Origin of the sequence: Pedococcus bigeumensis (assembly GCF_039531795.1) — a bacterium.
GTDB classification, from domain to species: Bacteria; Actinomycetota; Actinomycetes; order Actinomycetales; family Dermatophilaceae; genus Pedococcus; species Pedococcus bigeumensis.
Window position 1 is genome coordinate 1,034,800 of record NZ_BAAAQS010000003.1, and the last position, 13,713, is coordinate 1,048,512.

Sequence of the window (13,713 nt, forward strand, 5' to 3'; positions counted from 1 at the left end):
ACGGACTGTTCCCCCACGGACTGTTCCCCTCCCGACCGTCCCCCCTACGGAAAGTGTCATGATCCAGATCCAGGACCAGCAGATCCTCATCGACGGCCAGCCCAGGGTGGTGATGGCCGGCGAGGTCCACTACTTCAGGGTGGCCCGCGACGAGTGGGAGCAGCGCATCCTGCTGCTCAAGGAGGCCGGCTGCAACGCCGTGGCCTCCTACCTCCCGTGGCTGTGGCACGAGCTGCCGGACGGCACCATCGACGTCACGGGCGCGACCCGGGCCGAGCGCGACGTCGCGGCGTTCATCGACCTCTGCGCGCAGCACGACCTGTGGTTCATCGCCAGGCCCGGGCCGTTCATCATGGCCGAGCTGAAGAACGAGGGCCTGCCCTACCGCCTCTACACCGAGCACCCGGAGATCGTGCCGTCCGGCTGGGACGGCAAGGCGGCCCCGAGCCGCACGGTCGACTACCTCGCGCCGGCCTACCTGGCGGAGTGCGAGCGGTGGTTCGCCGCGATCCTGCCGATCGTCGCCGCACGCACCCAGCCGCGCGGCGGCAACGTCATCGCGGTCCAGCTCGACAACGAGATCGGGATGCTGGCGTGGGTGACCAACAGCCCCGACCTCACCGACCACCTCGTCGCCGACTTCTGCGCGTGGGTGCAGGAGGCGCGCGCCGGAGAGGTGCCGTACCCCCTCACCGCAGAGGCGGTCCGCTCGCCCCAGGAGCAGTGGGCCGGCGCGTTGCGACAGGACCTCGTCGTGTTCATGCGCGACCGGTTCCGTCGCTACGTCGAAGCCCTGCGGGCGATGGCCGAGGCGCAAGACGTGGTCGACGTGCCCTTCCTCATCAACATCCACGGCACCGAGGGCGGCAGCGGCGAGCCGTTCCCGATCGGCATCAGCCAGCTGGTCGAGACCTATGCCGGAGTGCCCGGGGTGCTGTCCGGCTCCGACCACTACATGGGCGACATGACCCTCAACACGACCACGGACCTCTACGTCATCAACGCCTTCATGGCCGCGGTGCACGGCCCCGGGCAGCCCACCACCTCGCTGGAGTTCGAGGCCGGCTCGGGCGACTACGGCGGCGGCGTCGACAACCAGTACGACCCGACCACGGTCGACCTCAAGACCCGTCGCTCCCTCGCGCAGGGCAACCGGATGATCAACTACTACCTCTTCGCCGGCGGCATCAACCCGCCCCTCGAGGAGAAGGTCGGCGACGGCAACGACCGGATCAGCTTCACCGGTGAGCGGCACGGCACGGCGGCCCCCGTCGGCCCCGAGGGCCAGAAGGGTATGACGTATGCCGCGACGGCCAGGACCGTGCAGGCCGTGCGGCTGCACGAGCGCTGGCTCTCGCGGATGGAGGAGGACCACGACGACGTGCAGCTCGGCCTGGTGCTCGACTCCTATGCCACCGAGTACCACCACCCCGACAGCACGGTGATGACGGAGGTCGTCGAGGACCTCGCCCGGCACCGTGGCGCGGGTCCGCGCCGTGCCCTGGTCCGGTCGATGCTCCTCGGGGGCTACCGCTTCGGAGCGGTCCACCTGCAGCGCGACGAGCCGAGCGGTGTCGTGGCCCTCGCCTCGGGACGCCACCTGTCACCCGAGGTGCAGCAGGGCCTGGTCGACCACCTGACCCGTGGCGGCGGTCTGCTGCTGCTGGGGCGGGTCCCCGACCGCGACCTCGAGGGCCGCCCCTGCACCGTGCTCGCGGACGCCCTCGGGGTGTCCGGCGCCGAGCTCCGCTGGGCCACCGACCACTACTACCCCTCGGCGGTCGCGAACGGCTGGGCCGCGCCGTGGCCCGAGACCCGGGTCGGCTGGTTCCAGGCGCTGGAGCACGAGCGCGGCGACGCGGTCCTGCACGACGTCGACGGCGCGGTGATCGGCCTCGACGTCGAGGTGGGCGCGGGACGAGCGGTCCTGATCACCGCCGAGCTCCCGTCCGACGTCGCGCTGTTCGGTCGCGCGCTGCGACGGCTGGGCGTCGGCCCCGGCCTGGAGCTGGCGAGCGAGGTGCCCGGCCTCTTCGCGACGACCTCGAGCACGGCCGACGGTGAGCGCATGCTGCACGTCACCAACATCACCGGCCACCACAACGGCGTGCGGCTCTCCCTCGACGGCGAGCCGCTGGGCAGCGGCGAGCTGCGCGTGCCCCCGCGCACGAGTGCGTTCCTCGCGCTCGGGCTCGACACCCCGGTTGGCCGCCTCGATTGGGCGAACGCCGAGCTCACGGCGATCGCGGACGACGCCCTGGCCTTCGGGCCGCCGCTGGGCCCCGAGACGACGCTCGTCCTGCGTGGTGCGGGCGACGTCGTGGCGGCCGGCGCCACGGTCCGCCGCGACGGCGACGTCCAGACGGTCACCGCGCCGGCCGGCGTCCGGGTGCGCGTCACCCCCGCCTGACCCCCGCCTGACCCGCGCCAGGTGCCTGGGGCGGCTCCCCGGAGGGGTCCCAGGCACCCGGCGCCACCACCCGCAGCCCGGCCTCGCCAGCTAGAGGTCGCGGTGCACCTTGTGCGGGGCGGCCTGGACGCGTGGCTTGATGACCAGCAGGTCGATGTTGACGTGCGCCGGTCGGGACACCATCCACCCGATCGCGTCGGCCACGTCCTGCGCCACCAACGGCTCCGAGACCCCGGCGTAGACCTTGTCGGCGCGCTCCCGGTCGCCGCCGAACCGGGTCAGCGCGAACTCCTCGGTGCGCACCATGCCGGGCGCGATCTCCTCGACCCGCACCGGCTGGTCGACCAGCTCGAGCCGCAGCGTCTCGGTCAGCGCGGCCACGGCGTGCTTGGCGGCGACGTAGCCGGACCCGCCTTCATAGGGGACCCGTCCCGCGATGGACCCGACGTTGAGGATGGTGCCGGCGCCCGACGCGACGAGGGCCGGGAGCAGGGCCTGGGTCACCTGGAGGGTGCCGATCACGTTGGACTCGAACATCCCTCGCCAGTCGGCGACGTCGGTGTCCGCAGCCGGCGCCTGGCCCAGCGCCCCACCGGCGTTGTTGACGAGCACGTCGAGGCGCTCACCCACCTCGGCTGCGAGTCGCGCGACGTCCTGGGCGGAGGTCACGTCGCACACGACGGCCCGGCCACCGATCTCGGCCGCCACGTCCTCGATCCGGTCGGCCCGCCGCGCGGCGCAGATGACCTCGAAGCCGTCGGCGGCGAGGCGACGCGCGGTGGCCTCCCCGATCCCGCTGCTGGCCCCGGTCACCACGGCGAGCTTGCTCATGTCGTTCCTCCTGCTGGTCGGACTGCACTGGGGTCTCGAACTGCACCGGGGTCTCGAACTGCACCGGGGTCTCGAACTGCACCGGGGTCTCGAACTGCACCGGGGTCTCGAACTGCACCGGGGTCTCGAACTGCACCGGGGTCTCGAACTGCACCGGGGTCTCGAAAGGCACCGGAGTCTCGAAAGGCATGGAGGTTGATGGCGATCCACGTCGCCTCGGCCTGCGCGAGCAGGCGGCCGTCGGCGGAGCTGAACAACGCAGTCCCACTGAGGAACTTCCGGGTGCTCGCCTTGCGGCCCCCGTCGCCCCGCGGCCACGCCATCACGACGTGTTCCTCGCCGACCATGGGGAGGCTCACGACCTGCGCCGTCATGGTGCCGAGCACCATCGGCCGCCCGGCGATGCCGGAGGCCCAGCCACCGGGACAGTCCAGGGCGGCCCAGACCGTCTCGAGGGTGACGTCCGCGGCAGGGACCCACGCCGCGGCATACTCCCCGGCGCCACCGGCGACGCGGCCCGGCCGGAGCCGCAGCCCGTCGCCGGGCTCGCGGTCGGTGCCGCACGAGAAGCAGGTGGGGAAGGGATGGTCGGCCAGGCCTTCGTAACCCGCACCAGCTGTCACGGCTGCCGCGAAGGACACCGGCGCCGGTATGCCGGTCGGCTCCAGGGCGGCACCGGTCGTCGCCTGCGCGACGGGGTGCTCGCCGTCGGCGACCTCGAGGGTGCGCAGGCCGTCGGACCGGCCGTGCACCACCTGCAGCTCCCGGTCGAGCGGGGGAGGCGTGCGCAGCCGCACGGTGACGGACTCGTCGGGACCCGGCGCGAGCAGGGCGGCCAGGTGCCCGCTGACCCAACCTCCGTTGCCCGACTCGGGCGGACCACAGAACCGCGACGGCACGACGAATCCCATGTCCCTGAACCTACTCGGCGCCGCTCAGGCCAGAATGGGCGGTGATGCCACGACCAGACGCAGCCACGCGCGAGGACCACGACGACCCGGCGCAGCCCTTCAGCCTGCGCAGCATCGCCGTCCCGGCCTACGGGCCGACGATCATCGCGGCCATCGGTGGCGGGGCGATCGTGCCGATCGTGGCCCTCAGCGCCCTCGACCTCGGGGCGTCGCAGTCGGTCGCCGCCCTCACCGTCGGGCTCGGGCTCATCGCCGAGCTGTTCTTCGCGGTGCCCGCCGGGGCCCTGGTCGAGCGGGTGGGGGAGCGCCGCGCCCTCCTGTGGGCGAGCGCGGTCGACGCGGTCGGGGCGTTCGTGGCGCTGACCGCACCCTCGCTCCTCGTCCTCATGGCGACGGTCTTCGCGATGGGGTTCACGTCGTCGGTGTTCCTCGTCGCCCGGCAGGCCTACCTCATCGACGCCGTGCCGACCTCGATGCGCGCCAGAGCCCTGTCGACGCTCGGCGGCGTCAACCGGATCGGCATGTTCATCGGGCCGTTCGTGGGGGCCCCCATCATCCACTTCTGGGGCCCTCGAGCCGGGTTCGCCGTCGCCGTGGTGGCGGGGCTGGGCGCCGCCGCCCTGGTGCAGTTCGGGCCCGACCTGACCGCCGCGCACGAGGCACAGGCCAGGGCGGAGTCGCGCGAACGCGCGCCGGTCAGCACCGCCAAGGTCCTCTGGGACCACCGCAGCACCTACCTCACCCTCGGCCTCGGCATCATGGTCATCGGCGCGGCCCGGTCCGCCCGGCTGGTGCTGCTGCCGCTCTGGGCCGAGCACGTCGGGCTCTCGGCGAGCACGACCGCGGTCATCTTCGGGATCGTCGGCGGGGTGGAGATGCTGCTGTTCTACCCGGCCGGCTCGGTGATGGACCGGTTCGGCCGGATCTGGGTCGCGGTGCCCTGCGTCGTCCTGCTCGGCGTCGGCATGCTCACGCTCCCGCTGACCCACAGCGCGCTCGCGGTGACGTTCGCCGCCCTGGTGGCCGCGGTGGGCAACGGCCTGGGCTCGGGCATCGTCATGACCCTCGGGGCCGACAGCGCCCCGGAGCGTGGGCGGTCGCAGTTCCTCGGCGGCTGGAGGTTCGTCTCGGTCGTCGGCGGGAGCGGCTCCCCGGCCCTGATCAGCCTGATCACCGCCGAGGCCGGGTTGGCCGTCGCCTGCGTCTCGCTGGGCGGTCTGGCGCTGCTCGGCACCGGGTGGCTGGCCTACTGGGTGCCGCGCTTCGACCCGGTGCGGCGAGCGACGGCCACGAGCTCGGCAGGGCTTCAGTGACGGGCTGACCGCCGCAGGTGAGAGGCTTGGGCCTGTGACCGACCTGATCGACACCACCGAGATGTACCTCAAGACGATCTTCGAGCTCGAGGAAGAGGGCATCCCGCCGCTGCGCGCCCGCATCGCCGAGCGGCTGGGCCACTCCGGCCCGACCGTGTCGCAGACGGTGGCCCGGATGGAGCGCGACGGCCTGCTGAGCCTCGCCGGCGACCGGCACCTCGAGCTGTCCGACCACGGCCGCCTGCTCGCGACGCGGGTCATGCGCAAGCACCGCCTCGCCGAGCGCCTGCTGGTCGACGTCATCGGGCTCGAGTGGGAGTACGTCCACGACGAGGCCTGCCGCTGGGAGCACGTGATGTCCGAGCGGGTCGAGCGCAAGATCCTCGCCATGCTCAAGGACCACCACGACTCGCCCTACGGCAACCCCATCCCCGGCCTCGACGAGCTGGGCGACGAGGAGCCGACCGAGGGCTTCCGCACCGGTCTGCAGACCCTCACCGAGCTGGCCGGCGAGTCTCCCGAGACGGTCCTGGTCCGCCGGATCGGGGAGCCGGTCCAGGTCGACCACGAGGCGCTCAGCCTGCTCACCGTCGCCCGCCTGCTGCCCGGCGAGCGGGTGCGGGTGCACCGGGTCGACGGCCGGGTGGTGGCCGTGCGTGAGGGTGCCCCCGAGTCGACCGGGGTGTCCCTGCCCGACGAGGTCGCCCAGCACGTCTTCGGCGCGCTGGTCTGAGGCCTCGCCCCGACCAGCGGTCTGACTGGTGGGCGGTCTTCGGCGTGTCGCGCACTGTTCGGCGCGTCGCCCACGTGGCGCTCATCTGAGCGCGGCTGGGATCTCGCCGCAAGCCGTTGACCAGCGGTTTCGAGCACGACGGCTGGCGGGTGCCTGACGTCACCTTGGGGTTTCTTGGGCGCTCCGTGACCTCAACGTGACTTTCGCGGAGGCCTTGTGTACGGTGGGCCCGATTCCCTCGCCCCCTAGGGGGGATCGGCTCGATGTGGAAACGCCTAGTCCTGTCACCACGCCCGAGTCACTCAGTACAAACCGCTTGGCAGGAGCGGGGGACCCAATTTTGGGCCTTCTCTTCACGAAAAGGTCCTTGGGGTTAAGTCTCCACGCACGCGCCCGCAAGGTCGGGTGACAACCGTGGAGGCCGGGTGATCTACCTCCACCCGAACCCGACAGCTCACCTCGTAGGCGCTGGAGGTTCATCCATCGTGGCTTCACAGAGTTCTGGCCGCCACCGCGCGCCGGGCCGTTTCAACCCCGTCTCCGAGCTGTCCGGCATCGTGGCCAGCGCCGCGCAGCCGGCCGTCAAGACCTCAGCGGTCATCGCCGCTTCCGGTGGTCTCGTCGCCTCGTTCGCCCTTCCCGCCTCCGCTGCCAGTGCCGCTCCGGCCCCGGCCGCCCAGGCCGCCACCACCGCCGCGCCGGTCGCCGTCCGGGCCCCCGAGACCGCGGCTCCCGCGGCCTCCAGCGCCTTCGGCGTCATCGGCTTCAAGGCGACCGCCAAGCCGAAGCCCAAGCCGAAGCCGAAGCCCGTGGTGCGCGTCGTCCACACGGTCGTCCGCAGCACCGCGGTCGCCAGCCGGTCCACCGTGCGCAAGGACTACACCAGCCTGAAGCCCGCCGCCGGCGGCGTGCTGGCCATCGCGGCCCAGTACGAAGGCCTGATGTACTCCTACGGCGGCACCAGCCCGTCGACCGGCTTCGACTGCTCCGGCTTCACCCAGTACGTCTTCGGCCGGGTCGGCATCAGCCTCCCCCGCACCGCCGAGCAGCAGCGCAACGCCACCACCCGCGTGTCGAACCCGCAGCCGGGAGACCTGGTCTTCTTCGGCAGCCCCGCGTACCACGTGGGCATCTACGCCGGGAACGGCATGATGTGGGACTCCCCGCGCAGCGGCAAGGCCGTCGCCCTCCGCTCGATCTGGTCCTCGAACGTCACCTACGGTCGTCCCTGACCGAGCTGACCGGTCAGGCTGATGCCAGACCGCGAGCCACGCACCGCAGGCCCCCTTCCGCTTCGGCGGCCGGGGGCCTGCGGCGTCGAGGGCGGCGTTGAGGGTGGCGTTGGTCTGCCGTGTCGGTATGCCGTGGGCTCGCCAGGTTGCGCCGTGCCCCAGGTGCGCCGTCGTGTGAGGATGGAGCGATGGACCTGGGTGGACAGACGAACGTGGACGAAGCGACGAACGTGGACGAAGCGATGAACGTGGACGAAGCGATGAACGTGGACGAGGCGATGAACGTGGACGAAGCGACGAACCCGGCAGCCTCGAGCAACGCAGTGCAGATCGACGTCTGGGCCGACGTGGTCTGCCCGTGGTGCTACCTCGGCAAGCGACGGCTCGAGATCGCCATCGCCGAGAGTGCGCACCCGGCCGAGGTGAGCGTGACCTACCACGCCTACGAGCTCGACCCGAAGGCCGCGCACAGCACGGGGGAGACGGTGCTGGCCTGGCTGGCCCAGCGCTACCGCACCGACCTCGACAGCGCCCGCGAGATCGCCGAGCGCCCCGCCGTGATGGGTCGCCCGGACGGCGTGCACATCGACGTTGACAAGCAGCTGCGGGCGAACTCGTTCGACGCCCACCGGCTCGTCGCCCTGGGTCTGGCGCAGGGTGGCCCCGCGCTCCAGGCCGCCGTCCTCGAGCGGTTCTACAGTGCGCACTTCTCCGAGGGCAAGGCGATCGACGACATCGAGACCCTCCAGCGGCTCGGGGCCGAGGCCGGCCTCGACGGACGCCGGGTCTCCGCGATCCTGGCCAGCGACGAGTTCGCCGACCAGGTGCGCGCCGACGAGGCCGCAGCGACCGACATCGGCATCACCGGCGTCCCCTTCTTCATGGCCAACCGCCGGGTGGCGCTGTCCGGCGCCCACAGCCCCGAGGTGATCGGCCAGCTGATCGAGTCGGCGACCAACGACGACCACGAGTCGATGAGCGCCGGCGCCTGACTGACCCTCTGACCCGCGCTGCGCACGCAACCTTTGCTAGCAAAGGAAACCCGTTCGCGGACAGGTTGCAACGTGTCCATCAACCGGGAACCTCTGCTAGCAAAGGTTGCTTCAGGGGGCGAGGGCGGCCTCGAAGTCGGTCAGCGCCTGGTGGCTGAAGAGCACGAACCGCACCAGCTCGATCCCGCCGGCGGCGCCCTGGTCGCGCAGCTCCGCCCGCACGGCAGCGACGGCGATCCGGGCCACGTCGGCCGGGTCCCAGCCGTAGATCCCCGCGCTCACGGCCGGGAACGCCACGCTCGACGCCCCGACCGCACGAGCGACCTGCAGCGACCGGCGGAAACAGGACGCCAGCAGGTCGGGGTCGGTCTCACCGCGGTGCCGGTTCGGGCCGACGGTATGGATCACCCACCGCGCCGCCAGGTCGCCCGCCCCCGTGGCCACCGCCTCCCCGACGGGCAGCCCGTCCGGCAGGCTGGTGCGCCGCAGCTCCCTGCACTCGGCCAGCAGGCGCGGCCCCGCGGCGGCGTGGATGGCCCCGTCGACCCCACCGCCGCCGAGCAGCGCGGAGTTCGCGGCGTTGACGATGGCGTCGACGGCTTGCGTCGTGATGTCACCCAGGACGGCTTCGATCGTGGCCATCCACCCACGGTAGGCCGCGCGCCCGCCGGGGGCACGGCGGCATACCTAGGGGTTGACGGCCAGGAAGACGAAGGCCGCCAGCAGCACGAGGTGCACGCCGCCCTGCAGGCGCGTCGCACGCCCGGGCACCACGGTCAGCACGCTGACCACGACGGTGAGCGCCAGCAGCACCATCTGCACCGGCCCGAGCCCCAGCAACAGCGGACCTTCGAGCCAGATCGAGGCGATCGCGATCGCGGGGATGGTCAGGCCGATGCTGGCCATCGCCGACCCGAGCGCGAGGTTGAGGCTGGTCTGGATCCGGTTGCCGCGGGCGGCGCGCGCCGCGGCGAGGGTCTCCGGCAGCAGCACGAGCAGCGCGATGACGACCCCGACGAACGACTGCGGGAACCCGGCCGCCGCGACGCCTGACTCGATGGCCGGCGACTCGACCTTCGCGAGCCCGACCACCGCGACCAGCGAGACCAGCAGGAGCCCGAGGCTGGTCCAGGTCTCGCGGTCGGTGGGGGGCTCGGCGTGCTCGTCCTCCAGCGGCTCCCCGTCGTGGGCGACCGGCAGGAAGAAGTCGCGGTGTCGTCGCGTCTGGGTCGACACGAACATGCCGTAGAGGGCCAGCGAGATGACGGCCGCGAACGCCAGCTGCGAGCTGGAGAACTCCGGACCGGGCGCGCTGGTCGTGAAGGTGGGCACCACCATCGTCATCACGGCCAGCGTGGTGACCGTGGCGAGCGCCGCCCCCGTGCCCTCGGCGTTGAACGAGATCAGGCGGTACTTCACCGCCCCGACGAACAGCGACAGACCCACGATCCCGTTGCAGGTGATCATCACCGCCGCGAACACGGTGTCCCGGGCCAGCGACGCGGTGTCCTTGCCGCCGCTGATCATCAGCGTGACGATGAGCGCCACCTCGATGATCGTCACCGCGACGGCCAGCACCAGCGACCCGAACGGTTCACCCACCCGGTGTGCGACGACCTCCGCGTGGTGCACGGCGGCCAGCACCGCAGCCGCCAGCGCCACGGCCACGATGATCACCGGGACGGTGCCCAGGTGTCGGCCCCAGGTGAGCAGGAGCGCGACGATGGCTATCAGTGGCGCGAGGGTGGTCCAGGTGAGCAGGCTCTTGGTGGGGCCACCCTTCGTGGAAGCCTTCTGGGTCGAGCCGTTCTTCGCAGTGGTGCTCTTGGACTGGGTGCTGGTCGTTTTCGCGGCCATGGGGCATTCTCGCAGGTGGACGGCCGACCCCTCCAATCCTTGGCGGCCCACCCCGACTCGCTACGGTCGACCCATGACCTTCTCGATCGTCGGCCAGGTCGGTGACGCCTTCGGCATCGCCGTCGCGAGCAAGTTCCCGTTCGTGGGTGCCGTGGTGCCCGAGGTGCGCCCCGGGGTCGGCGCTGTGGCGACCCAGGCGATGGCGCGAGTCGCCTACCGCGCGGTCGCCCTCGACGCCCTCGCCAGTGGCGCCGACGCCGCCGAGGCGGTCACCGCCTGCACCACGCCCGACCCTGAGCGGGCCCACCGGCAGCTCGGGGTGGTCGGCGTCGGCTCACAGGCCACCTACACCGGCGAGTCCTGCCTGGACTGGGCCGGCGGCGTCTGCGGCCGCGACGAGACCGGCGGCTACGCCATCCAGGGCAACATCCTCACCGGACCCGACGTGGTCTCCGAGATGGAAGCCGCCTGGCTGGCGGGCGCGGGCCGCTCCCTCACCGACCGTCTCATCGCGGCGCTGCTCGCCGGCGACGCGGCGGGCGGCGACTCGCGCGGTCGCCAGGGCGCCGCCCTGTATGCCGTGCAGCCGGGCGCGGGGTACGACCACTGCGGGGTCCTCGCCGACCTCCGGGTCGACGACCACGAGGACGCGCCGCAGGAGCTCGCCCGGCTGCTGCGGATGAACGACCTGATCTTCGGCGGCCCCGAAGACGTCAGCCCGCTCGAGGGCGAGCTCGCCGACGAGGTGGCCCTGCGGCTGTCCTCCCTGGGGTTCTCCGGCGAGGTCTCCAGCGCCCTGTCGTCGTGGGCGGGCGAGGCGAACTACGAGATGCGCATGACGCCCGACGGCATCGACGCCAAGGTCCTCGAGACGCTCCGCGCGGCCACCCCGGACGCGTAGAGCAAGCCGTTCAGTCCGCGGTCGGCTCGGAGGTCGGGTCTGCGCCCTTCCCCGGGTCTGCGTTCGTTCCCGGGTCTGCGCTCTGTCCCGGGTCTGCGCTCGCCCCGGTCCCGTTCGCCCCGGTTGCGTTCGGGCCGGGGTTGGCGTTGCTCCCGCGGCGGCGTTCGCGCTCCCGCTCGAGCTGCTCGGCCGCCAACCGCTCCCGCTCGAGCCGCTGGCGCTTCGCCTCCCGGGTCTGCGCCTCGGCCCGCTCGCGCACCTTCCGCAGGAACTCCGCGTCGTCGTCCGGGTTCGTCGGCACGAACCGTCCCGGCCGCTCGTACTCCGGGAACGCCGCGCCGGTGTTGCCCTTGTACGGCAGGCTCCGCTGCGGGGTCTGCGGGCGTCCGGCTACGAGCCAGGCCACAGCCCCCACGACCGAGGTGATGAGCACCACGAAGATCCAGGTCACCTTGGGCAGGTTCCTGATCCGCGACTCGTCGGTCATGATCACGTCGAAGAGGCAGTAGATCCACAACGCCGTCCCAAGGATCCCCAACCCGAGTTCTGCTCGAATCACGCGGCGATAGTGGCACAGCAGCGCAGGTCCGGACCGCCGAATCGGGAGATCTCAGCCGAAAGGGGCCGGCCCTCAGCGCTTCAGGATCCGGGCCTCCCACGGGCGCAGCGTGGCGGTCGGCGAGCCGGGCTCGCCGAGGTTGCCGAGCAGGAGCGCAGCCGAGTCCCACCCGTCGAGGTCGAGGGTGCCGTCCTGGCCCAGACCCGAGAGGTCGAGATCGTCGGAGGAGAAGTTCGCCAGCACCAGCAGCTCGACCCCCTCGTAGGACCGCGTGAACGCATAGAGCGTCTCGTGGTCGGGCGCGAGCAGGTGGAAGTCGCCGTGCGCGATCGCCGGCTCGGTGTGGCGCAGCTCGATGACCCGCCGGTAGTGGTGGAACACCGAGTCCTGGTCGGCCACCGCCGCCGCCGCGTTGATCTCCGGGTAGTTCGGGTTCGCGGGGGCCCACGGCTTCCCGCTGGTGAAACCGGCGTTGGGGCTGTCGTCCCACTGCATGGGGGAGCGGGCGTTGTCGCGGCTGCCGAGCCTGAGGTTGGCGAGGATCTCCTCCACGTTACCGCCCACGCCGGACGCCAGCCGGTAGTAGTTGACCGACTCGATGTCGAGGAAGTCGTCGGCCGACGCGAACGGCACGTTCGTCATGCCGAGCTCCTCGCCCTGGTAGACGTACGGCGTGCCACGGTGCAGGTGGAGCACGGTGCCCAGCAGCTTCGCCGACGCGACCCGGTGCTCGGGGGCGTCGGACCCGAACCGCGACACCGCCCGCGGCTGATCGTGGTTGTTCCAGTAGAGCGAGTTCCAGCCGACCTCGGCCAGCGCGTCCTGCCAGCGGCCGAGCGACGCCTTGAGGTCGCGCAGGTCGACCCGGCTCCGGTCCCACTTGTGCGCCCCGATGTCGAGCCCCACGTGCTCGAACTGGAAGACCATGTCGACCTCGTGCCGCTGCGGGTCGGTGTAGAGGATCGCGTCCTCGACGGTCACGCCCGGCATCTCGCCGACGGTCAGCAGCTTCTCGGTGCGCCCCTCGAAGACGGCCGCGTGCATCTCCTGGAGGAACTCGTGGATGCGGGGCCCGTTCAGGAAGTGCGGCGTGCCGTCACCGAGCTGGGGCGTGGTGGGCAGCGGCTCACCGTCGGGCAGCGACGTGACCTTGGAGATCATGTTGATGACGTCCATCCGGAACCCGTCGATCCCGCGGTCCAGCCACCAGCGCATCATCGCGTAGACGGCCTCGCGCACCTCCGGGTTCTCCCAGTTGAGGTCGGGCTGCTTGCGGCTGAACAGGTGGAGGTAGTACTCACCGGTCGCCTCGTCGAGCTCCCACGCGGGCCCGCTGAAGAACGACTCCCAGTTGGTCGGCTCGGCGCCCACCTCGCCGGCGGTGTGGCCCGCTCGGGCGGTCCGCCACCAGTACCAGTCGCGCTTCGGGTTGTCCTGGTTCGACCGCGACTCCACGAACCACGGGTGCTCGTCGGACGTGTGGTTGACCACCAGGTCCATGACGATGCGTATGCCGCGGTCGTGCGCCCTCGCGATCAGCTCGTCGACGTCGGCCAGGGTGCCGAAGGTCGGGTCGATGTCCTGGTAGTCGGCGATGTCGTAGCCGTTGTCGTCCTGCGGGCTGGTGTAGATCGGCGACAGCCAGACCACGTCGACCCCGAGCTGCTGGAGGTAGTCCAGCCGGCTGATGATGCCGGGCACGTCGCCGATGCCGTCACCGTCGGAGTCCTGGAAGCTGCGCGGGTAGATCTGGTAGACGACGGCTTCACGGAACCACTGGTCATCGCTCATGCCCGGAGTCTTCCGAGCCACGGAGTCGTCGGCAAGCGGGTCTCGCCCGCCCGAGCAGCTAGGGCCGCCGGTGGATGGTGACGCGTTTGCGTCCGCCGGGCTCCCGGGTGATCCGGTGGTGGAACCCCGGGTGGTGGATGCGCCGGTGGTGGAACCCGCACAACGGAACTGCCTGGTCGAGGT

12 protein-coding genes and 1 riboswitch are annotated in these 13,713 nt (G+C 71.7%); of the genes, 6 read left to right on the plus strand and 6 right to left on the minus strand.

The window, feature by feature from the left end:
• The first annotated feature begins 58 nt into the window (after positions 1-58).
• Positions 59-2,410, plus strand: coding sequence for a beta-galactosidase (locus tag ABD262_RS15520; RefSeq protein ID WP_344138120.1), 2,352 nt, complete (start codon positions 59-61; stop codon positions 2,408-2,410).
• Between the two features lie 90 nt (positions 2,411-2,500).
• On the opposite strand, the gene ABD262_RS15525 is transcribed toward ABD262_RS15520, so the two are convergent.
• Entirely contained in the window at positions 2,501-3,241 is a 741-nt protein-coding gene (locus tag ABD262_RS15525; protein WP_344138123.1) for an SDR family NAD(P)-dependent oxidoreductase, read from the minus strand.
• Positions 3,238-4,152, minus strand: coding sequence for a hypothetical protein (locus ABD262_RS15530; RefSeq protein WP_344138126.1), 915 nt, complete (start codon positions 4,150-4,152; stop codon positions 3,238-3,240). Before ABD262_RS15530 ends, ABD262_RS15525 begins: the two co-directional genes overlap by 4 nt.
• 44 nt (positions 4,153-4,196) lie before the next feature.
• Here ABD262_RS15530 and ABD262_RS15535 point away from each other — a divergent pair, with 44 nt between their 5' ends.
• The 4 genes from ABD262_RS15535 (at position 4,197) to ABD262_RS15550 (ending at position 8,422) form a co-directional block, all read left to right on the plus strand.
• The gene (locus tag ABD262_RS15535; RefSeq protein ID WP_344138129.1) at positions 4,197-5,465 is read left to right on the plus strand and encodes an MFS transporter; all 1,269 of its coding nucleotides are present in this window, start codon (positions 4,197-4,199) and stop codon (positions 5,463-5,465) included.
• A 34-nt stretch (positions 5,466-5,499) separates the two neighbouring features.
• Complete coding sequence (locus ABD262_RS15540; protein ID WP_344138131.1) at positions 5,500-6,198, plus strand: iron-dependent transcriptional repressor DtxR; 699 nt, start codon at positions 5,500-5,502, stop codon at positions 6,196-6,198.
• A 280-nt stretch (positions 6,199-6,478) separates the two neighbouring features.
• Positions 6,479-6,681: riboswitch (cyclic di-AMP (ydaO/yuaA leader) on the plus strand.
• Between the two features lie 2 nt (positions 6,682-6,683).
• Positions 6,684-7,430, plus strand: a complete 747-nt coding sequence (locus tag ABD262_RS15545; protein WP_344138134.1) for a C40 family peptidase — start codon at positions 6,684-6,686, stop codon at positions 7,428-7,430.
• Positions 7,431-7,618: 188 nt separating this feature from the next.
• Positions 7,619-8,422: a DsbA family oxidoreductase gene (locus ABD262_RS15550; protein ID WP_344138137.1), complete on the plus strand. Its 804-nt coding sequence runs from the start codon at positions 7,619-7,621 to the stop codon at positions 8,420-8,422.
• A gap of 111 nt (positions 8,423-8,533) precedes the next feature.
• On the opposite strand, the gene ABD262_RS15555 is transcribed toward ABD262_RS15550, so the two are convergent.
• Positions 8,534-9,064: an O-acetyl-ADP-ribose deacetylase gene (locus ABD262_RS15555; protein WP_344138140.1), complete on the minus strand. Its 531-nt coding sequence runs from the start codon at positions 9,062-9,064 to the stop codon at positions 8,534-8,536.
• Between the two features lie 45 nt (positions 9,065-9,109).
• On the minus strand, positions 9,110-10,279 hold the full coding sequence (locus tag ABD262_RS15560) for a calcium:cation antiporter (protein ID WP_344138143.1): 1,170 nt from the start codon (positions 10,277-10,279) through the stop codon (positions 9,110-9,112).
• A gap of 73 nt (positions 10,280-10,352) precedes the next feature.
• On the opposite strand from ABD262_RS15560, the gene ABD262_RS15565 reads away from it, so the two are divergent.
• Positions 10,353-11,180: a DUF1028 domain-containing protein gene (locus tag ABD262_RS15565; RefSeq protein ID WP_344138146.1), complete on the plus strand. Its 828-nt coding sequence runs from the start codon at positions 10,353-10,355 to the stop codon at positions 11,178-11,180.
• Positions 11,181-11,190: 10 nt separating this feature from the next.
• Here the strand turns inward: ABD262_RS15565 and ABD262_RS15570 are convergent, their stop codons facing one another.
• A complete protein-coding gene (locus tag ABD262_RS15570) occupies positions 11,191-11,739 on the minus strand; it encodes a PLD nuclease N-terminal domain-containing protein (RefSeq protein ID WP_344138150.1) in 549 nt (182 codons plus the stop codon).
• Positions 11,740-11,811: 72 nt separating this feature from the next.
• Positions 11,812-13,530, minus strand: coding sequence for a glycoside hydrolase family 13 protein (locus tag ABD262_RS15575; RefSeq protein ID WP_344138152.1), 1,719 nt, complete (start codon positions 13,528-13,530; stop codon positions 11,812-11,814).
• Positions 13,531-13,713 lie beyond the last annotated feature (183 nt).

Coding starts and splice junctions, on each gene's coding strand:
- ABD262_RS15560 (WP_344138143.1), bottom strand. CDS start 10,279: ATGGCCGCGAAAACGACCAGCACCCAGTCCAAGAGCACCACTGCGAAG.
- ABD262_RS15555 (WP_344138140.1), bottom strand. CDS start 9,064: ATGGCCACGATCGAAGCCGTCCTGGGTGACATCACGACGCAAGCCGTC.
- ABD262_RS15520 (WP_344138120.1), top strand. CDS start 59: ATGATCCAGATCCAGGACCAGCAGATCCTCATCGACGGCCAGCCCAGG.
- ABD262_RS15565 (WP_344138146.1), top strand. CDS start 10,353: ATGACCTTCTCGATCGTCGGCCAGGTCGGTGACGCCTTCGGCATCGCC.
- ABD262_RS15550 (WP_344138137.1), top strand. CDS start 7,619: ATGGACCTGGGTGGACAGACGAACGTGGACGAAGCGACGAACGTGGAC.
- ABD262_RS15535 (WP_344138129.1), top strand. CDS start 4,197: ATGCCACGACCAGACGCAGCCACGCGCGAGGACCACGACGACCCGGCG.
- ABD262_RS15525 (WP_344138123.1), bottom strand. CDS start 3,241: ATGAGCAAGCTCGCCGTGGTGACCGGGGCCAGCAGCGGGATCGGGGAG.
- ABD262_RS15530 (WP_344138126.1), bottom strand. CDS start 4,152: ATGGGATTCGTCGTGCCGTCGCGGTTCTGTGGTCCGCCCGAGTCGGGC.
- ABD262_RS15575 (WP_344138152.1), bottom strand. CDS start 13,530: ATGAGCGATGACCAGTGGTTCCGTGAAGCCGTCGTCTACCAGATCTAC.